Origin of the sequence: Legionella beliardensis, assembly GCF_900452395.1 — a bacterium.
In the GTDB taxonomy this organism is placed as follows: Bacteria; Pseudomonadota; Gammaproteobacteria; order Legionellales; family Legionellaceae; genus Legionella_C; species Legionella_C beliardensis.
Window position 1 is genome coordinate 951,252 of sequence record NZ_UGNV01000001.1, and the last position, 20,890, is coordinate 972,141.

The following is a 20,890-nucleotide window of genomic DNA, read 5'->3' on the forward strand; positions in this document are numbered from 1 at the left end:
TAGAACCAAGCTTTATAAAGCCTTGGTTCTAACATGAGTAAAGAGGCACTTAATAATCAGCATGACCTGGCGTACGAGGAAAGGGAATGGCATCACGGACATTCGCTATACCTGTGACATAAGTAATTAAGCGTTCAAAGCCTAAACCAAAGCCTGCATGAGGTACTGAGCCATAGCGACGTAAGTCTCTATACCATTGATAATGTTCCTTATCTAACTGGCATTCTTCCATGCGTCTATCAAGAATTTCTAATCGTTCCTCGCGTTGGCTGCCGCCAATGATTTCGCCTATCCCTGGTGCTAAGACATCCATAGCAGCAACGGTTTTACCATCCTCATTTAGGCGCATGTAAAAACCTTTAATGTCTTTCGGATAATCGGTAATAATCACAGGCTTTTTACATAACTCTTCAGCCAAATAACGCTCATGTTCGGATTGTAAATCAAGACCCCAACGTACAGGGTATTCGAAGGCTTTTTGCGCTTTTTCTAATTGAGTGATGGCATCAGTGTAAGTCATTATCTCAAATTCTGATTCAATGATGTTTTCTAAGCGCTCAATGCATCCTGGTGCAATAAATTGATTGAAAAAGGCCATGTCATCTGCACGTTCTTCTAAGACCACTTTACTTAAGTAGCGCAACATGTCTTGGCTGAGGGTGCAAATTGTTTTCAAATCAGCAAAAGCCACTTCCGGTTCAACCATCCAAAATTCAGCTAAATGGCGGCTGGTATTGGAATTTTCAGCTCTAAAGGTGGGGCCAAAAGTATAAACGTTAGACATGGCTAAGCAGTATGCTTCAACATTTAACTGCCCAGATACGGTTAAAAACGTCTCGCGGCCAAAGAAATCTTGCGAAAAATCAATTGAGCCATTTTCTTTTTTAGGTAAGTTCAATAAATCTAAAGTGCTCACGCGAAACATTTCACCTGCGCCTTCACAATCACTTGCCGTAATGATTGGCGTATGAATCCAAAAAAAACCACGTTCATGAAAGAAACGATGAATGGCTTGTGCAAGCGTATGGCGGATACGAGTAACAGCACTAATCGTATTTGTTCTTGGACGCAAATGCGCTACTTCACGTAAAAACTCAAGGGTGTGTTTTTTAGCTTGAATAGGATAGGTTTCAGGGTCGTCAATCCAACCGACCACATTAAGAGAATCAACTTGCACTTCAAATGCTTGCCCTTTACCATGCGAAGCCACTAATTTACCGGTGGCTGTAATTGAACAACCTGTTGTTATTTTTAAAACATCTTGCTGGTAATTAGGTAATTGTTCAGGAACCACTAACTGCAGTGGCGCAAAGCAAGATCCATCATGTAGATTAATAAAAGACAATCCAGCTTTGGAATCCCGTCTTGTTTTTACCCAACCTTGGACAGTGACTGTTTCATCAATGCTTATTTCGCCTTCTAAACATTGTTTTACCGTATAAACATCTGTCATTATGTACTCCGCAATCAAATAGAGGGTATTATAGCTTTGCCTTAATCTTAGTGGATAAAGCTATAGAGTTATGGTGAATTTCATTTAAACAGCACGAAGGCTTTAATGACAAAAAACTTAAGCCTATTTTATTTTTAGGCTTAAAAAAGGGTTTTGTCAGGTAGAAGAAATAATACACTAAATAAAATCAAGAGGGGAACCTATGTGGGTAAAAGTTATATTGATTTTTTCTCTTTTTTCTACATCATTAGGTTACACCATGGACACGGAAGTAAAACTTTATCGACCTTTTGGTGACGTAACGGCACAAGAAGCTTTAGTTGTAAAAGAAACATACCCTGGTGAATGTTGGCAACAATCTGAGCGAATCAAGCGCGAAGACGCTTGGCGCTGTCGTGTACAAAACAAAATATATGATCCTTGTTTTGTAAAACAATTTAGTGCACATAAACAGGCAATTTGTCCACAGTCGCCTTGGAATGGCGCAAGTATTATGCTTAATTTAGTCGTGCCCGTTAATAATAGCCAGCATCTCTCATTGGATGTGTCTAAAACTTATCCTTGGGCAATAGAATTAACTACCGGTGAAAAATGCGAAGCTTCGGATGCTCAAGGAATCTATGATAACATGCCCATACGTTATCATTGCAATAACCAAACGGAGCTCTTAGGAGAACTGCAGCGCTGTAAAACGACCTGGACGATACTACAACGTCATAAAGACAATCAAATCACGATGGCGAGCGTCATTAAAGCGTGGTTTTGATAGAAAGAAACTTTTATCTGTTTTGCAAGGTGTAATTTGCTAAACTTAAATCACTTTAGTTAAGGAAGGAGTTATTTTGCATCATTTAATCGCAAATACTCACCCAACATGGCATGCTATTTTAGAGAAATCATTAGCGTGTATGGACAACGATTACCTAGACCAAATACAGCAGCAGACTGATTGGCTGCCTGGATTAGAGAAACTGTTTGCAGCGTTTAAATGGCCTCTAACCAATATTCAGTATATTTTATTAGGTGAATCGCCTTATCCACGTGCAGAGTCAGCAAATGGCTATGCATTTTGGGATAACGCCGTTAACGCGATATGGAGTGCTAAGGGACTGAGTAAGGAAGTTAACCGAGCAACGTCGTTACGCAATTTTATAAAAATGCTTCTCTTAGCTCGCGGCGATCTAAAACCGGATGATTTATCGCAGGACGCTATTGCAAAACTTAATAAAACGCATTATTGCCAAACCGCTCACGATTTATTTTTAACCATGCTGAATAAAGGTTTTTTATTATTAAATGCAACGTTAGTTTTAAGCCAGCCTGTGCGACTGCATGCCAAGCAATGGCGACCTTTTATGGCGAGTTTACTCACTCAATTAGCTGACTATAATTCGTCAATCCAATTAATTTTATTTGGTTATTTTGCAGCACAAGTACCAGAAACAGCACTTTTTAAAGGCCTGCGCTCAGAGCATCCTTATAATATAAGCTTTATTACCAATCCAGAAGTATTGGATTTTTTTAGACCCTTAGACTTATTAAATTGTTATGAACAATCAAAAAACCGTAAATGAAGAAGAAATCGCTAAGTTTGCTAAGCTCGCCACCAATTGGTGGGATAAAAATGGGGCATTAAAAACGCTACATGATATTAATCCTGTGCGTTTAAATTTTATTAAGGAATTTAGTAGTCTTAAGCATAAAACTATTCTTGATGTGGGCTGTGGTGGTGGTATCTTAAGTGAAGCCATGGCGCGTGAAGATGCTGTTATTACTGGCATTGATGCTGAAGAGAGTGCAATTGAAGTGGCGCTTAAACACGCGAGCTTGAATCATTTAAAGATTAATTATTGTTGTATACCCATTGAAAGCTATGAGGCAACAAGTTTTGACATGATTACCTGCATGGAAATGCTTGAGCATGTTTCAGAGCCACAATATGTAATTAAGCATTGTGCTCGTTTATTAAAGCCTGGTGGGCTTTTGTTTTTATCTACAATTAATCGGACACTCAAAGCATATATGGCAGCGATCATTGCCGCAGAGTACCTCTTGCGTTTACTACCGCAACAAACACATGATTATAATAAATTTATAAAGCCTGCTGAATTAGCGCTCATGGTAAGAGCAGAGGGCTTAGAATTGATTGGTTTAAAAGGCATGTCTTATAATCCACTGAATCGCTCTGGTCAACTACAATCTTCAGTGGATGTTAATTATTTAATGTGCTGTAGAAAATGCTAAATCTATCTATTATTGTATAAGTGGAAAAACTCCCTAGTTGGCAAGCTTATTAACTAGGGAAATAAATCGTTTAAGCGCTTTGTTCCTTTTCCTTTGCCTTTGTAGCTGGGTTATTTTTTTTCTCTCCATAACGCTGTTGATAACGTTGATAAGCGTATTTAGCTTGCTCAGCCGTAACCACATCAACCTCATTACCATACAGATCAATTCGAGCACTATCGGCTTTTTGGCAGCTAAGATAAGCCGGTGAAGAGCTATAATAGCTTAATGCTTCCCTTAGTGCTTTTTTGCTAAAAGGCGGGGAGTCTAGGCGATCATAAAATTCTACAATCTCATCAAAGATACCAATTTGCAAAGGTTTAACTTGTCTGCCTTTTTTAAAAAAGGCATTCGGGAAGTGCTCAATAAGCCAATTAATAATCGTTTGCTTATCTTTTTTTACGCCATCGTTTTGATTCATAATTCAACTCAAAAATAGTTAATTCCGCTTTAAGGGGTAACGTGCGTTTAGCGATATAAAAGCCCGCATCGCTTTTATATTGGACTCACGTTGATTAAAGCTAAACAGTATACAAGTTTATGTTAGATTATAAACTATCATAATCTAAAAATTTGCTAAGGTAGGATTTTTTTCTAGAAAAGATGACTTATATCTGACATTCCCACGATCTTTTGTTAATTTTTAGATTAAAAGTATTTGAAATTAAAACGTTAACCAACCTATTAGCCTTGCCTAAATCCATTTGCTCGTCTTTGCGAGCAAAGCGAAGCGAAGCAATCCAGGTCGGGTTTTGACAAACTTACCGGATTGGATTGCTTTACCTTTACTTTATAAAGATTCGCAACGACTTTTTTCATCTAGCTTGGCTTTCTACGCAACAATGCCGCACGGGAGTGACAACTAGTCACATGGTTTGGATTATACAAATTTAATAGCTTAAAAAATTTTACGACTATTTTTATATTTTAATTTTGTAGTCTTTGACCCATTAAGAAGAACAATATTAGTGCAGTTTTTTTTGCTTCAGTAAAATTATGAGATGGAGTGTAAATAAAATTGTCTAAGAAAAGAAGCCTTTTCCCACCTAATCTGTAATAAATGGAATTAGTAATAGTCTTGTTAAAGACCAAGAAATATCTCAACTTAATATAAGATAATAGGCTTTTTCTAGCTGAGATTAATGGTAAGAATTTATTAAGTTATTGAATAAAAAAATTATTTTTTTTAAGCGCGTTTTTAATCTCATCAAATGTTTAAAATTTTGAGCTTGCTGTATAGTGATTCAGCTGCTAAGTTTATCACAAGACTTCATAGGATTTGGAGTCAACAAAAGGAATTGGAATCATACGGAAATGATACTCAGGGATTGAGAACAGAACAGGATGTTCTGATTGGAAGACTGCGAAAAGCCAGGTAAAACCTGGCTTTACTTTTTTATATCGAATGAGTCTATACTAACACAAGCACTCAACTCATAGTACTTGTGTCGAAAAGGTTGCTTAAACTAACACATATCCTGAATGAGATAGATAATATTTATCAGGATAGTAGGCAAAAACGACTGAGCCATCCTTTATGGTGTTGATAACAGGCTTAGCAAGTGTTTTTGCAATCGATGGGCAACCCCAACTACGGCCGGCACGGCCTGATTTTTTGATAAAATCGGGCTCTACATACCAGGCACCATGGATTACCACACGGCGAGTGTAAGCATTGTCATTAATGCCTTTTTCTAACCCCTGTAGATTTAAAGATAATCCCTTAGAGCCAACGTAAGTGTTACGGGTAACATAAGTTCCTAAACTTGTCTCTTTGCTAGACATTCGATTAGAAAAATGGTGCGGAACATTCATGCCTGAATTCCTACCATGTGCTACGTAGGTATTGTATAAGAGCTTTTCTTTATTTAAGTCAAAAACCCACATTCTTTGTTTAGAAGAGGGTAAGGAGTAATCAATAACTGTTAGTACAGGCTTCTTGACATTACCTCGAGAAGAGGCTTTTTCGTAAGCTGTTAAGGCTAGTCTTAAAACTTTTTTATTAAGTTCGGGTGCTTTTTGACTTAAGTGTTGAACTCGGTGATTAATATCCGTAGTCTTTTGAACTGCTTGACTTAAATCTTGAACTCGTTGATTCATTTCTTTAGTCTGCTTAACTACAACGGCCGTGGTTGTTTTGTTTGTTGGCGGTGTTGTTGCTGGCGTACTTGGGACGCTCGACGATAAAAAGGCGGCAGACAGTAGGCTCAATATTGTACTCATAATTCTCCGTTTCGTTTGTTAAACCCACACTTGAAACATGACTTTCTTTTTGTTATTTGCCGTTAAAAATTATTTTTATATGTTTACTAGCGTGGTTGATTAACGCGTTTCTAACATTGGCTAACTTATGAAGATAAACATCTGCAACTGCAGGGTTAAAAAGTTAAAACCAGAACCAAAAAAAGTGATACATTATACCACAACGATTGGTGATTATATTGACAACTGAAGCAAATGTAAAATCATAAGAAGTATACTTGCTCATTAAATTAAAATTTAAATCAATTCAATGATTTAGTTAGAGAGGAGAAATACAGTTTTTTAATAAATTGTACAAATTGTTTAATATTTAAACTAAATCAATTTGGTCTTTTTGTTAAAATAGTATAATTAATAAACAAATAGTATTAAAAAATATCTATTATGAGCTTATATTTTGTTTAAAAAATGGTCAGATAGTTAAAAATTGAAAATAAGTATATAATAAATGCATTTCATTTGTTCACATTCTGAATTATCATCTTAACGATATAGTTTAGCCAGTTTTATTGGAGAATAACATGCTGGAAAGGTCTGACAAGCATCTTCCAAAAGATATGCGCGCGTCAATTAATAAAGCTTATCGTGCTCGAGAAGTAACTTTAGTAAATGAGCTTATTAAGACAGCAACGTTACTGCCAGAGCAAGTGATGGCGGTTAAAAATTTTGCAACAGGGTTAGTGGAAAAAGTTCGTGCTGAGCGTAAGAAAAGTACGGGTATTGACTCTTTTCTGACAGAATATGCTTTATCAAGTGATGAAGGGATTGCGCTTATGTGTCTTGCTGAAGCCCTATTACGGGTGCCTGATAATGCAACAATTGATAGTTTAATTAAAGATAAGCTAGCTACAGCTGATTGGAAGTCACATCGAGGACAAAGTGATTCATTTTTCGTAAATGCAACAACTTGGGCTTTAATGCTAACTGGTAAAGTATTAACACCTAAGCGTGCCGACTCCTTACTAAGTAAAGCATTATTAAAAGTATTAAATCGCAGTGGTGAAGGTGTGGTTCGCAAGGCAGTTGAAAAAGCCATGCGCATCATGAGCAAGCAATTTGTGATGGGACGTACCATTTCTGAAGCAAGCTTGCGAGCTAAGAAGAAAGAAGCCATTGGTTATCGTTATTCTTACGACATGCTCGGCGAGGCAGCACTGACTAAAATTGATGCGGCACGTTATTTTACAGCGTATAGTAATGCGATAGAGGTGATTGGTAAACACGCTGAAACATCAAAGTCTGTCTATCAACGGCCTGGCATTTCGATTAAATTATCAGCGCTACATCCACGTTACCAGGAAGCTCAACGTGAGAGAGTCTTAGAAGAATTGCCGCATAAGCTTTTAGCACTAGCTCAAGCTGCAAGAAAATACGACATCGCACTCACCATTGATGCAGAGGAATCTGAGCGCTTGGATTTATCGCTGGATATCATAGAAAAAGTGTTTAGTAATGATAGTTTAGATGGTTGGCAGGGCTTTGGTATAGCGGTGCAGTCTTATCAAAAACGAGCGTTCTTTTTATTAGATTGGATTGCCGCTTTAGCGAGGAAGCATTACCGTAGAATCATGGTACGTTTAATTAAAGGTGCCTATTGGGACAGTGAAATTAAAAAAACCCAAATGCAAGGTCTTATAGACTATCCTGTATTTACTCGTAAAGTTTTTACCGACGTATCCTTTCAGGCATGTGCTAAAAAGATTTTAACCATGACCGATGCTATTTACCCGCAATTTGCTACTCACAATGCTTATTCAGCCGCCATGATTTTAACGCTTGTAGGTGATTATCGCGATTTTGAGTTTCAATGTTTACATGGCATGGGTAACGAACTCTATGAACAAATTGTTCCGGCTAATCAGTTAGGGATACCTTGCCGTATTTATGCACCTGTAGGAAGTCATGAAGATTTATTACCTTATTTAGTTCGACGTTTATTAGAAAATGGGGCTAACTCATCGTTTGTAAATCGAATTGTTGATGAAAAAGCGCCGATTAGTTCATTAGTTGAAGATCCAGTTGCAAAAGCTACTTCCTTACTTAATAAACCAAATGCCAATATTGTCTTACCGGACGCGTTATTTATGCCAGAGCGGCTAAATTCGCGGGGATTTGATTTTTCTGACAGAGAAACTGTTCAGCAATTAAAGTTAACTTATGAAAAAATGGATTTTAGCCATTGGCAAGCCAAACCTTTACTCGCAAATAAAGCAGAAACAGCAGTCGAGCATAGTGTTACTTCACCACAAGATAGAAATAAACCCATAGGTTGTCTCGCTGAAGCAACAATTGACGATGTGCAGACAGCTTTGACTAGCGCTAAAGAAGCTTATATGGCTTGGAATAATAAACCAGTAGAAGAGCGAGCTAATTGTTTAGTAAAAATTGCTGATCTGCTTGAAGAAAACAAGGCATTATTAATGGCCATGCTTTGCAAAGAGGCCGGTAAGACATGGAATGATAGTCTTTCTGAAGTGCGCGAAGCGATTGATTTTTGTCGCTACTACGCGGCTATAGCGATTGATTTAATGGCTAAACCTAAACGCTTGCAAGGCTATACAGGCGAATTAAATGAACTTTCCTTACACGGCCGTGGCATCGCTTTATGCATAAGTCCTTGGAATTTTCCCCTAGCAATCTTTACAGGGCAGGTGGTAGCTGCGTTAGTTACGGGTAATTGTGTCATTGCTAAGCCTGCTGAACAGACGCCATTGATTGCAGCTACAGCAGTAAAACTTATGTATGAAGCTGGTATTCCCAAACAAGTCTTGCAATTATTACCTGGCTCAGGTGAGGTGATTGGTAGCGCTTTAGTGAATGATTTACGTATTAAAGCTATTCTTTTTACCGGTTCCAATCAGACAGCAGATATTATTAATCAAACACTAGCAACGCGAGGCGGTGAAATTATCCCATTTATTGCTGAAACTGGCGGACAAAATGCGATGATTGTTGACTCTTCGGCGCTTCTTGAGCAAGTCGTGGTCGATGCAATTAATTCAGCATTTGGTAGCGCAGGTCAGCGCTGTTCAGCTTTACGGGTCTTGTATGTACAAGAAGAGGTATATCCTCGTTTAATTGAGTTATTAAAAGGCACTATGGCTGAATTACAACTTGGTGATCCGCAATGGTTAAGTACCGATATTGGCCCAGTTATTGATCAAGATGCACTGCAAGTATTAAAAGATCATGTTAATGCTATGCAGCAACAGTATGAAATTATTTACCAATGCGAGCTACCTGAAGCGTGTGAAAATGGTTACTTTATGCCGCCAACGGTTATTGCTATCGATTCAATTACAGCACTTAAGAAAGAAATATTCGGCCCTGTCTTACATGTCGTTCGTTATAAGCGAAAAGAGTTAGATAAGGTTATCCATGATATTAATAGTACCGGTTATGGTTTGACTTTAGGAATTCATAGCCGTATCAATCAGCAAGTTGAATACATACGCAAACGTATCCATGCTGGTAACTGTTACGTTAATCGTAATATGATTGGTGCTGTCGTTGGCCTTCAGCCTTTTGGCGGTGAAGGATTGTCAGGAACAGGCCCCAAAGCAGGCGGACCTTATTATTTACTCCGTTTATGTCATGAGCGCACTTACACGGTAGATACGACTGCTGCCGGTGGGAATGCAAGTTTAATGTCGCTTCCTGAAAGTTAATTAATTCATTTCTTCTAAATGTTATCCCGTATAAATACTTGGCATTTTACGGGAGGACATTCGTTTAATGGTTATTGACTCGTTTGGCCCACCACCAGGGTAAGGCTACAAAAACAAGAAGGCCAATAATTAGAAAAGCTTCAAAAAAGGCAACGTTTTGAATAGGTATTTGCGTAGGCGGCACAAAACCGATGATCATAGCGACGATACAGCAGAGTATACCTGTTGAGGCAACGAGCCACATGACTGCATTACCACCTGGGACCGTGTAAGTTCGATGTTTTTCAGGTTGGCTATAACGTAGTTTAATCGCTGCAGCAAACATAAATATATAAACTAATAACGCCATTTGCGCGCATAAATCACTAAGCAGCCAGTAAGCAGCGTTAATTGAATCAAATAAAATAAACACACTGGTTAACAGGGTAAAAATAATACCTTGAATAATTAATATAGGGACAGGTGAGCCATATTTATTCACTTGGGCAAAGCGAGGCGGAAGAGAGCCATCACGAGCTGCAATTAATAATCCCTTAGTAGGCCCAATGATCCAAGCTGAAACACCACTTAAGCCGCCAAGAATAATTAATAAGGCAATAACAAACGTCATGGCGGGCATGTGATAACTATTAAAAAAAATGGCAAAAGCTTCAATGAGGCCCGAAACCACACTAAGTTCTGCATTAGGCACCACAATGACAATCGCAAGTGAACTTAACACAAGCGTTGAAAAGATAATAAAAATAGAATAAAGAATAGCACGCGGATAGTCTCGTTGCGGGTTTTTGACTTCTTCGGCGTGTACCGCTGACATTTCAACACCAATTAAACCAAATAAGACCGCGGCAAAGAGTGATAGATTGCCTAAATTACTAAAATCAGGCAGCCAAGAGCCTGACCAATCAACAGCACTAGGACGCCCCTGTGCTAGCCAAATTATACCTAACCCAATAATCACCAGCATAGGTAATATAGTGCCAAAAATTGCGCCAATCGTACTTACCCAACTGGATAGGCGCATGCCAAAGCAATTTAAAAAAGTAAATAGCCAAAATAACCCTATGGTGGTTGTGAGTAGGTAGATTTTATTGTTAGCAAGTTCAGGTGCAAAAAGATAAGACACGGTGGCGGCTATAAATGCTAAGATGGTTGGATACCAAACTACATTATAAATCCACTGCAGCCAAATGGTAATAAAGCCAGCACGTTGCCCAAATGCTTCTCTAACCCAAACATAAATACCACCCGTGCTTGGGTAAGCTGTTGCTAATTCTGCTGCAACGAGCGCAACGGGGATAAAAAAGGTAATGGCTGCGATAAGGTAATAAGCGACTAAGGGTAAACCTAGCTTGGCGCTCATAGGCAATGTGCGTAAGCTATCAACAGCAATAACGTTAATCATTACTAATGAAAAAACGGAGAGCACTTTTTTGGATGGGTACATGCAAAATCCTTGGACACAGCTAAAATTAAATCATGCAGAAATAACCGCTTTAAGCGTGTATTACCGCGAGTTTTAGTCATTTTTTAATCTGGATTGTGTATAAAATTATGGGATAACGTACGTTTGGCGACATAAAAGCACTTAGCGCTTCTATGTCGAACGTACATTAATCTATACAGCTTTAGCTCAGAATACACAAATAGTACAGTTTAAATTAAATTACGCAATACATATTGTAATATTCCACCATGGCGGAAATACTCAAGCTCATTCGCTGTATCAATACGGCATAGTATAGGAACTGCTTGTTCTGCACCATTTTGTCGCTTAATTAACATGGTTAACTGAGCTCCTGGCTTTAATGATTCATCCACTGCAATACTAATGCGCTCTGTGCCATTTAATTCTAAGATTTTTCTAGTTGTTCCTTCTAAAAATTGTAATGGTAAGACGCCCATGCCAATTAAATTAGAACGATGAATTCGCTCAAAGCTTTCAGTAATAACGGCTCTAACACCTAGAAGATTCGTGCCTTTAGCTGCCCAATCTCTGGAAGAACCAGTCCCGTATTCTTTCCCAGCAATAATGACTAGCTGTTGTTTTTCGGCCTGATACTGCATAGCTGCGTCATAAATAGACATGGTTTTACCTGAAGGAACATGGCAGGTAACCCCACCTTCAACGCCTGGAACCATTTCATTACGAATACGAATATTAGCAAATGTTCCTCGCATCATGACTTCGTGGTTACCGCGTCTTGACCCATAGGAATTAAAATCTGCTTCTTGTACCCCTTTAGATTTTAAATACAAGCCTGCAGGTGAATTCGCTTTGATAGAACCCGCTGGTGAGATGTGATCGGTAGTAATAGAATCACCTAATAGCGCTAAAACAAAGGCATTTTCAATAGGTTGCATCGCCTGGGGAGTGGCAGAAAGGTTTTCAAAAAACGGTGGGTGCTGAATATAGGTAGAATCCTTATCCCATTCATAAGTAATCCCTTGATGCACGTTAATTGCTTGCCAATGCTCATCACCTTGAAATACTTCTGCGTATTCTTTTCTAAACATTTCCCCATTTATTTTAGCCACTTCAGCCGCAATTTCTTGATTAGTAGGCCAGATATCTTTTAAAAAGACGTCCTTGCCATCTTTATCTTGCCCAATAGGCTCTTGGCTTAAATCTTTAGTCGTTGTGCCACATAATGCATAAGCAACAACCAACGGTGGTGATGCTAGCCAATTTGCTCGTACTTGTGGATGAACCCGGCCTTCAAAGTTTCGGTTACCTGAGAGCACGGCACTAACCACTAAATCATGTTCTGTAATGGTTTCAGCAATAGGATCATCTAAGGGACCTGAGTTGCCAATACAAGTTGTACAACCATAACCTACTAAATTAAAACCTAATTGATCAAGATAAGGTTGTAGGCCTGAATATTTAAAATAATCGGTGACCACCTTAGAGCCAGGTGCTAAAGATGATTTAACCCAAGGCTTACGCTCTAAGCCTCGCTCAATTGCTTTTTTAGCAACGAGGCCCGCAGCTAGCATAACACTTGGGTTTGAGGTATTCGTACAGCTGGTAATTGCAGCAATTACAACATGTCCATGTTGTAATGAATAAGTAGCATCCTCGACAGCAAATTGCTCGTCTTTTTCATCTTCTTTACCGGTTTCTGTTAAAAAATGACTAAACTCCTCTGGTAAAGTGGTTAAATTAACTTTATCTTGTGGACGTTTAGGCCCTGCTAAAGAGGGTTCAACTGACGCTAAATCAAGGCTTAACGTGTCAGTAAAGACGGGCTCTTCAGACTGCTCGTCATACCACATTCCTTGTTCTCTACAGTAAGCTTCAACGAGCGCAATAGTGTGCTCATCGCGGCCACTTAAGCGTAAGTAATTTAATGTTTCATGATCAACAGGGAAAAAGCCACAGGTTGCACCATATTCAGGTGCCATATTAGAAATAGTTGCTCTATCAGCAAGTGGAAGATTGGCAAGGCCTGGGCCATAAAATTCAACAAATTTTCCAACAACGCCCTTTTTACGCAACATTTGGGTCACGGTAAGGACTAAGTCAGTCGCGGTTATTCCTTCTTTTAATTTTCCAGTTAACTTAAACCCGATGACCTCAGGAATTAACATGGAAACAGGTTGACCTAACATGGCGGCTTCCGCTTCAATACCACCAACGCCCCAACCTAAAACTCCTAAGCCATTAATCATAGTAGTATGAGAATCCGTACCTACAAGCGTATCAGGATAAGCATAAAGACGGCCATTATCTTCGCTGCTCCATACCGTTTTACCTAAATATTCTAAATTAACTTGATGGCAGATACCTGTTCCCGGGGGCACGACTTGAAAGTTAGCAAATGATTTTTGTCCCCAGCGGAGAAATTCGTAACGCTCTTTATTGCGCTTTATTTCAATTTCGGTATTAACTTGTAATGCATCTTTGCTGGCATACCTGTCTACCATAACCGAATGATCAATTACGAGATCAACAGGAGATAAAGGCGAAATTTTAGTCGCATCGCCGCCCATTTTTTTAAGTGCAGAGCGCATTGCTGCAAGATCAACGACGGCAGGAACACCCGTAAAATCTTGCATTAATACACGCGCAGGGCGATAGGCAATTTCATGTTGGGATGTTTTTGTATTAACCCAATGAGCAAGTGCTTTAATATCTTCTGCAGTAACGGTTAAGTCATCCTCAAATCGCAATAGGTTTTCTAGTAATATTTTAAGAGAATAAGGTAGACGGTTAATGCCAGGAAAATGATTCGCTTCAGCTTTTTTTAAGCTGAAGTAATGATAGGTTTTATTATTTACATGCAATTGAGATTGTGTTGAAAGGCTATCATGACCTACTTTCATACATCCGCTCCTGAATTAAAAAAAACAATCATAGCTTAAAATTAATAAATTTTCATGCAAGAAAGTGCGAATGATTTGGTAAGTATCAAGCGTATAGCGTATTAAGTCCAATTACTTGGCTGTCATCATCATTATTTGCCCTTTCATCTTGTTTTATAGCAGTTATTTCCGCTTTAGGTAATTCAATATTAAGCGCGCCTTTAAATAAGGACACTTCTTCTTGAATGGCCTTGATTTGGTTAGGGAGGGTCTCAACGGCTAAATAAAATAAACTAGGGACAAGGACTGTCAAGGCTAAACTTAAGCCAATAATGCCAATAATAGGCATGCTAATGCCTAAGGCTATGCCACTTAAAGCAAGCAAACCTAACCCAGAAATAGTACCACCAAGCGCTAACTGGTGAGCTGTAGGGTCTAGTTCATCTTGAGATAGGCGAGCCTGATAGGTTAAATGGTAGTCTAATGAAAGATAATATTTGCCTAAGTTTTTTAATGCATTGTCCTTATCTAAAACGCACGACCATACCGTTGCGGCAAAATTTAAATAAGCATGAATTAATTTATTTCGTTTATTAAGGTCGCTTGTAGACTCTATTTCTCTTAAAAAAGCGTTTCGTTTTTTCTTAAGTAAATCAATAAATTGATAGGTATTTTCTGCAGCGGGAGTTGCTGCAATTTTCTGTAATAATTCTTGCACAATAGCATCAGGGATAAGTTTATTAAGTGGTTCTTTTTTATTAAAATTTGCAAAAAAGTTAAAATTTGGCATCGTTAATTCCTTTTTTATATTGTTAAGTAAATTGCCAATTCTTTAGCTAAACTCAGACTTATTTAAATTTCAGCTTTATGGGTAAATTAAATTGGCTATAAATAAAGGGTAATTTTGTAAGATTTAAAACACGGTAATTAGATTAACACTGCTGGTTAAAAACAAAACTGACTTTACGTTTAGGCAATGAATTTTAACTGCAAATTGATTATCTTTGCTCAATAGATAAGAAAAGTTACTGCCATAGTTTTATTAAGATAACAAGCATGCTATCTAAAAGCAGCAACTTTTCTAAATTTAGAAATTAAACAGCCTATTTTAGTAACATCTTGTTGCACAAACTATGCGGTTCCAGCGGTTAACAAAACAACGTTTTTGGCAACCATAACCAGGGCCCCAGTTTGTCCAACGATAGCCTGGGCCATAAAAGCCTGGGCCATAAAAACGAACCCCTGGGCCATACCAGCCTGGACCATAGCCATGCCAACGATAACCAGGGCCATACCAGTGGGCAAGTTGGATACCCTTTGCGGTTGGCGCATTGATTGGCGCGGCGTTGGCTTTAAGACTTGCTGTTGCAGCGAAAAGAAAGAATGCGATAATAAGTCCTGGTAAGAGACTTATACGTTTAATTGCTGAAGTAGCCATAGTTGACCCTCCAATGGTTTTGACAGTATAAATTATAGACAATAATTGCTAATAATAGCCATTGACTTGCTAAGTATAAGCCCTATAAAAGTAAGTTTTTTTTTATTTTTCAGATAAAAATCTCTAAATAATTTAGCAAATTAAATTAGCATGAATTCACTAATTCATAAGAATGAAGGACTTAAATATATGATCAGTTTTAAGCAGGTAAATCCAGTAGATTTTTTAACTAATTATTGGCAAAAAAAGCCATTAGTACTAAGACAAGCTCTACCTAATTTTAAAAACCCATTATCGGCCGATGAATTAGCAGGGCTGGCTTTAGAAGAAGAGGTAGAAAGTCGTATAGTTTTAGAAACACCTAATAACTCCCCATATTGGACGTTAAAGCGCGGACCCTTTATAGAAAAAGATTTCAACAAACTGCCTAAAACACACTGGACTTTATTGGTACAAGGTGTAGATAGGTTCGTGCCAGAAGTGAGTGATTTACTTAATCATTTTAATTTTCTGCCACAGTGGCGAATTGATGACATTATGATTAGTTACGCTGTAATGCATGGCAGCGTAGGCCCACATTACGATAATTATGATGTTTTTTTATATCAAGCTCAGGGACGTAGAAAATGGCTTCTGACCAGTCAACATTGCCATACGGATAATTATTTAGATAACATTGAATTACGTATTATGAAACATTTTGTCACTGAGCAAGAAATCATCTTAGAAGAAGGTGATATGCTTTACCTTCCGCCACATATAGGTCATCATGGTATATCACTATCAGATGATTGCATGACCTATTCATTTGGTTATCGTAGTTATCAGCTTTCTGAAATGTGGGATAGCTTAAGTGACTTCTTATCTTTTAATAAAAAAGAAGAGGTGTTATATACCGATCCAAACTGGGCTAAGTTGCAATCACCTGCAGAAATTCCAAGGCAGGCATTGATAAATGCTAGGCAGTTATTACAAGCTGTACTTGATGATGAAAGGGCATTAAGCCAATGGTTTGGCAGTTTTGTCACCTCGCTTGATAGGCATGCGGAATCATTACTGCCAGCTGTTGATGATGGTAAAGAGTTTGACCAATTTTGTAATGACTTAGGGCAAGCAGAGAGCGTAAAACGTAATCCCTTATGTCGATTTGCTTACATGAGAGATGAGAACGCAAGCCAGCTTGTTCTTTATATTAATGGTGAACAATGGGAAACCTCTTTGTTAAGCCCAGAGTTAGTAAGAAAAATTGCTGATAATCATTCATTAACATTAAAGGAAATAATGCCTTTCGTCGATAAAAAAGAAAACCAACTATTTCTCTATAGATTGTGGCAATTAGAATGGTTAGAATTTTTAATAAAGGACAATTAAGCGCTTGTTTAAATTAAAAATGATAATACTTAAAAATACTGCAGTCTAAAGATTAAATCATTAAAAACAACAACAATTAAGGAATTGCCATGCGCAAGATAAAATTAATCTTTGTATGTTGGTTTAGTCTTCTTATTCATCAGACTTGCTTTAGCCAAGTAAAAGAAATTGCGATTACAATTGATGATTTACCTTTTGTTGGATCTACCAATGGCAAGCCTGCTAACGTGCAAAGGCAGCAAGATAGATTTTTGCAAATGGTGCAGGCATTAGTCGCTTATAAAGTCCCAGCCACGGGTTTTATCATTGCCGGTGCTATAGAAAAGCATCAGTGGGCGCTGTTAGAATTATTTCGCGAAAAAGGTTTTATTCTTGGTAATCATACTTACTCACATAAAAGTCTCAATAACATGTCTGCCGAAAAATACATTGCAGATGTTGATAAGGCGGACAAAATTATCCAACCATTTTTTTCCGGCCCAAAATATTTTCGCTATCCCTATTTAGCAGAAAGCACGGGAGAAAAGCGACAGAAAGTGCATGATTATTTAGCGGCACATCATTACATTATTGCGCCAATAACCATTGATAGTAAGGATTATCAATTTAATGCTCAGTTATTTGCTATTCCTTATCGTCTACGTCCACAAAATCTTGGTCGCATTAAAAAAAGGTATTTAGATTATATTTGGACTCAAACGGTAAGGGCTGAAGCGCGTGCGAAAAGACAGAATCAAGAAAATGCTAAGCAAATTTTATTAATCCATGCCAATTTACTAAATAGCCATTTTTTAGGCGATATTCTTGCTATGTATGAGAAAAATGGTTACAAATTTATTAGTCTGGAAGAGGCATTAAAAGCGCCGGCACCGATTATTAATACACCCATTCAGCAAGATGGCCCAACCAAAGATACACCCATTGAAGAGAATGATAGAACCATGTCTACAACTAGCCTTCTAGATTCAAGCTTCTTGCAATTTGTTCTTACAGATGAGAACAAGGCAGTTAATCTAAAAGAAAATTTGGTAGCTCGCTAAACAAATTTCTTTGGCAAAGAATCAACGGCATGGCGAGGCAGTAACAACCAATAGCGGCCTTCATTTTTCATATGGCCCGCTATATAAGTTGCTCTATCGCCAGCTCCCCAGAATACATCACCACGAACAACCCCTCGTATAGCGCCACCTGTATCTTGCGCTATCATTAAGCGTTGTAGAGGTTTTTGATTATCAGAATTTTTATTAGGTCTGGTTGTATCTAGCCACAGAGGCGTGCCTAATGGAATCCATTTTCTATCTACTGCTAAGGAATAACCAGGCGTTAATGCAACCCCTTGAGCGCCCATAGCGGCAGTATGGTTTAAAGTTTGAAAGAAAACAAAGGATTTATTACGGTTAATCACCGGTAGAATTTCTTTAGGGTGCGCTTCTAAATAGGCGCGAATTCGTTGCATAGACGCATTATCTTTAGTCATTATACCGCGATCGATTAACACCTTAGCAATAGGCGTATAAGTCGCACCATTTTCACCGGCATAGCCTACGTATAAGCGTTCGCCATTAGGAAGCTCGACAATACCTGAGCCTTGGATTTCTAAGAATACTCTGTCAATGTGACTATTAATCCAGACAAGTACGGGTGCTTTATCTTTGATTTTACCTTTATTGATTTCTGCACGGGTGTAAAAAGGTAGGACTTGGTTATTCTCAATACGCGCTATAATACGCCTATTTGCTAAATCAGGGCTAAAAGCACCTAAATTAATAGTAACTAGATTAGAAGGTAAGCCATAAAGTGGCACATTATATTCGTCAGTTTTAGTTAAGCTGCCATGTAATAAAGGTTGATAATAACCCGTAAAAAGACCATGTACTGTATCTTTATCGTAAAATGCAACAGGTTTAAACCAGCGTTGAAAAAAATGACGTGCTTGTGTTTCGGTAGCATCTTGAAGTGTTAATGCTTCGCGACAAGCAGGATACCAATCTTTTACTTTTAAAGGAATTTGTTGGCTACCTACGTCACGCTCAGGATCTTGGCGTAAAAAAGTCTTACAAGAAATCTGAAAGGTTGATAGCGATTTCTTGGTATTAGCTTCATTCCACCCCGGCAATCCAGCAAAAGATGCTTCTCTAAGAGTGAGCATAAGAGGGGCAGGTTTTTTATGTAAATGCCAAGCCATAAATGCCCCACCAATAAGGGTAACAATAAAAATAGCAAGGACAATATAAGGTATTTTTCGTTTCATAACTGGGCAAATAATACACGAATTGAAATAAATTTCAATATAATTAAGAAAAAAAGTAAGTTTTTTGTATTATTTAAACAATAAAATTAAATATTTAAATCTTATTAAGTACTTGTTTAAGCGTGTATTTTATCTATTTAGGCATCAATAGAAAAGAAAAATCAGCCACTGCATCTAAATGATGTTGGGCATGACTCTCTAGCTACCACATCATTTTTTTTATCTTTTCATTATTTTTTTCGAGCTTTCTCTTAATCATAAATTAACCACTACTTGCAAAAATTAACCTGAAATTTTAATTATGATTACAGGAAATTTATTATGAAAGAGTTAAGCGAACAAGCAACTTTAGAGCAAGCTAAATCTGGCTTTAATTTTTTTTTAGCGATACCGAATTCCGAGCTTTATCGTTTGGTTGTTGATGGGTGTAGGCATAAAGATGAGCAGGGGTTTGTTGGGTATGAAGCACGTGAGTCTGGTAGTGTTCGCTGTTTTTTGAACGCAATTTTGGAAAAAAAAGATTTCGTTAATTCAAAGGAACCAGTAACCATTGAACTCTTTAAAGAGATTCATAGAGTATGTAGTCCTGGTGGAAGATTTTTTCCAGGACAATTTAAGGAAACATATCCTGGTACATCTCATGGATTCGGTATCTACCAATTAAGCATAGAAGGGCTTAAAGATTTATGTGATTTCGCAGATAGGAATAAGGAGTTCAAGGTTTCTTATTATGACAATAATTTTGTTATACATAAGCTTAATTTATATGGCATCAATATGGAACTTTCCCTGTGTAGAAGACCTGCTCGGTCTAAACCAAATGAGGAACAAGAGTTTAAAATCACCTATGCGGTTAGTTTAACTAAAGAAAACACCAGCACTTTAGCAGAATCAACTATTAATAAATTAAACAATACTTTAGCACAAGCGAATAATGACAACACCATTTTAGAAGCAATTGTTGAGTGCATATATGAACTTGAACATGCTCATATGTTCCATGACGCAAATTTAAGATCAAATATGATATTAGCTAATCTTTTATTAATGCAACACGGTTTTCCACCCGTATCTTATTTTGATCCCAATTATTTGGATGGCGTTTCAAAGGCAGAATTTTTTAATATTATGAAAGAAGGAATGCTAAAAACACTAGATATTATTGAACATCCTAATGAAGCTCATTTTAATTTTAAATCTTCTTCCTTAAGTGCAGATGCGCAGAAAACATATGCTGATATCATTAAGCCTATTACTGAATCTAAAGAAAAATTAAACTATTCGGTACCTAATGAAATAAACCAACAAATTCAATTAGTACGAGAACGTATTCAGAAATTGCAACAAAATCCTGAGCCTAAATGGATTATAAATGATTTTAAATTTCATCTAGAAAATTCTGATATATTCTCAGAGTATGTATCTTTAAACGTTGCTAAACACGCTCAGAGGAATAGTTTTTTCAACAATAATAACAATAATAATATACCTAGTTATCAGAATAGCAGTGTCAATAATTACCCTCAACAGTCAACCAAAGATACGACGCAAGATAAGGATGAAATAACTTCTGAACCGGAAAAAATTGAATCGTGCGAAGAGTCAGAAGAAATGTTTTATAGGAGACTATTAAAAGAAGTCTTAGATAGTAATGAAACGTCTGCTGACAAGATTAAGACACTATCTGAGGTGGGGACGCCCTCAGGAGTAGATTGGACGATTCTTGATTTAGTTAGCGAAGAAGGTGCTTCTGAAGAAATAATTGAGGGGTTAAGAGAGTACTCAACAGCAAATCTAAGCCTCTGATTTACTGAGCATTGTTACAATGCAGTAAATCTGTTCTAACGATTGCATGTTGA

The 20,890-nt window shown here is 37.6% G+C and carries 15 protein-coding genes; 7 read left to right on the forward strand and 8 right to left on the reverse strand.

What is annotated here, in order from left to right; genetic code table 11:
• Positions 1–49: 49 nt before the first annotated feature.
• Positions 50–1,453: an asparagine--tRNA ligase gene (gene asnS, locus DYE47_RS04255; RefSeq protein WP_115302077.1), complete on the reverse strand. Its 1,404-nt coding sequence runs from the start codon at positions 1,451–1,453 to the stop codon at positions 50–52.
• A 202-nt stretch (positions 1,454–1,655) separates the two neighbouring features.
• On the opposite strand from asnS, the gene DYE47_RS04260 reads away from it, so the two are divergent.
• The 3 genes from DYE47_RS04260 (at position 1,656) to ubiG (ending at position 3,697) form a co-directional block, all read left to right on the forward strand.
• The gene (locus tag DYE47_RS04260; protein WP_115302078.1) at positions 1,656–2,219 is read left to right on the forward strand and encodes a hypothetical protein; all 564 of its coding nucleotides are present in this window, start codon (positions 1,656–1,658) and stop codon (positions 2,217–2,219) included.
• Between the two features lie 73 nt (positions 2,220–2,292).
• Positions 2,293–3,027: a uracil-DNA glycosylase family protein gene (locus tag DYE47_RS04265; protein WP_115302079.1), complete on the forward strand. Its 735-nt coding sequence runs from the start codon at positions 2,293–2,295 to the stop codon at positions 3,025–3,027.
• Entirely contained in the window at positions 3,002–3,697 is a 696-nt protein-coding gene (gene ubiG, locus DYE47_RS04270; RefSeq protein WP_115302080.1) for a bifunctional 2-polyprenyl-6-hydroxyphenol methylase/3-demethylubiquinol 3-O-methyltransferase UbiG, read from the forward strand. The genes DYE47_RS04265 and ubiG overlap by 26 nt, the downstream gene beginning before the upstream one ends.
• Before the next feature lie 70 nt (positions 3,698–3,767).
• On the opposite strand, the gene DYE47_RS04275 is transcribed toward ubiG, so the two are convergent.
• The gene (locus tag DYE47_RS04275) at positions 3,768–4,157 is read right to left on the reverse strand and encodes a ProQ/FINO family protein (protein ID WP_115302081.1); all 390 of its coding nucleotides are present in this window, start codon (positions 4,155–4,157) and stop codon (positions 3,768–3,770) included.
• 1,040 nt (positions 4,158–5,197) lie between these two features.
• Positions 5,198–5,959: a murein L,D-transpeptidase catalytic domain family protein gene (locus DYE47_RS04280; RefSeq protein WP_423202350.1), complete on the reverse strand. Its 762-nt coding sequence runs from the start codon at positions 5,957–5,959 to the stop codon at positions 5,198–5,200.
• 560 nt (positions 5,960–6,519) lie between these two features.
• Here DYE47_RS04280 and putA point away from each other — a divergent pair.
• A complete protein-coding gene (putA, locus tag DYE47_RS04285) occupies positions 6,520–9,666 on the forward strand; it encodes a bifunctional proline dehydrogenase/L-glutamate gamma-semialdehyde dehydrogenase PutA (protein WP_165482028.1) in 3,147 nt (1,048 codons plus the stop codon).
• Between the two features lie 64 nt (positions 9,667–9,730).
• On the opposite strand, the gene DYE47_RS04290 is transcribed toward putA, so the two are convergent.
• The 4 genes from DYE47_RS04290 to DYE47_RS04305 all read right to left on the reverse strand — a co-directional run bounded on the left by DYE47_RS04290 (position 9,731) and on the right by DYE47_RS04305 (position 15,409).
• Positions 9,731–11,110 carry an APC family permease gene (locus DYE47_RS04290; RefSeq protein ID WP_115302083.1) on the reverse strand — a complete coding sequence of 460 codons (1,380 nt, stop codon included), beginning with the start codon at positions 11,108–11,110 and terminating at the stop codon, positions 9,731–9,733.
• Between the two features lie 209 nt (positions 11,111–11,319).
• Positions 11,320–13,992, reverse strand: a complete 2,673-nt coding sequence (acnA, locus tag DYE47_RS04295) for an aconitate hydratase AcnA (RefSeq protein ID WP_115302084.1) — start codon at positions 13,990–13,992, stop codon at positions 11,320–11,322.
• 85 nt (positions 13,993–14,077) lie between these two features.
• The gene (locus DYE47_RS04300) at positions 14,078–14,761 is read right to left on the reverse strand and encodes a lpg1689 family Dot/Icm T4SS effector (RefSeq protein ID WP_115302085.1); all 684 of its coding nucleotides are present in this window, start codon (positions 14,759–14,761) and stop codon (positions 14,078–14,080) included.
• A gap of 318 nt (positions 14,762–15,079) precedes the next feature.
• On the reverse strand, positions 15,080–15,409 hold the full coding sequence (locus DYE47_RS04305; protein ID WP_115302086.1) for a hypothetical protein: 330 nt from the start codon (positions 15,407–15,409) through the stop codon (positions 15,080–15,082).
• Between the two features lie 189 nt (positions 15,410–15,598).
• On the opposite strand from DYE47_RS04305, the gene DYE47_RS04310 reads away from it, so the two are divergent.
• Together DYE47_RS04310 and DYE47_RS04315 are read left to right on the forward strand one after the other, a co-directional pair.
• On the forward strand, positions 15,599–16,780 hold the full coding sequence (locus DYE47_RS04310; RefSeq protein ID WP_115302087.1) for a cupin domain-containing protein: 1,182 nt from the start codon (positions 15,599–15,601) through the stop codon (positions 16,778–16,780).
• A gap of 89 nt (positions 16,781–16,869) precedes the next feature.
• Positions 16,870–17,820 carry a polysaccharide deacetylase family protein gene (locus DYE47_RS04315; protein ID WP_115302088.1) on the forward strand — a complete coding sequence of 317 codons (951 nt, stop codon included), beginning with the start codon at positions 16,870–16,872 and terminating at the stop codon, positions 17,818–17,820.
• On the opposite strand, the gene mltA is transcribed toward DYE47_RS04315, so the two are convergent.
• On the reverse strand, positions 17,817–19,031 hold the full coding sequence (gene mltA / locus DYE47_RS04320) for a murein transglycosylase A (RefSeq protein WP_115302089.1): 1,215 nt from the start codon (positions 19,029–19,031) through the stop codon (positions 17,817–17,819). The genes DYE47_RS04315 and mltA overlap by 4 nt on opposite strands.
• 321 nt (positions 19,032–19,352) lie before the next feature.
• Here mltA and DYE47_RS04325 point away from each other — a divergent pair, with 321 nt between their 5' ends.
• On the forward strand, positions 19,353–20,837 hold the full coding sequence (locus tag DYE47_RS04325) for a Fic family protein (protein ID WP_115302090.1): 1,485 nt from the start codon (positions 19,353–19,355) through the stop codon (positions 20,835–20,837).
• Positions 20,838–20,890 lie beyond the last annotated feature (53 nt).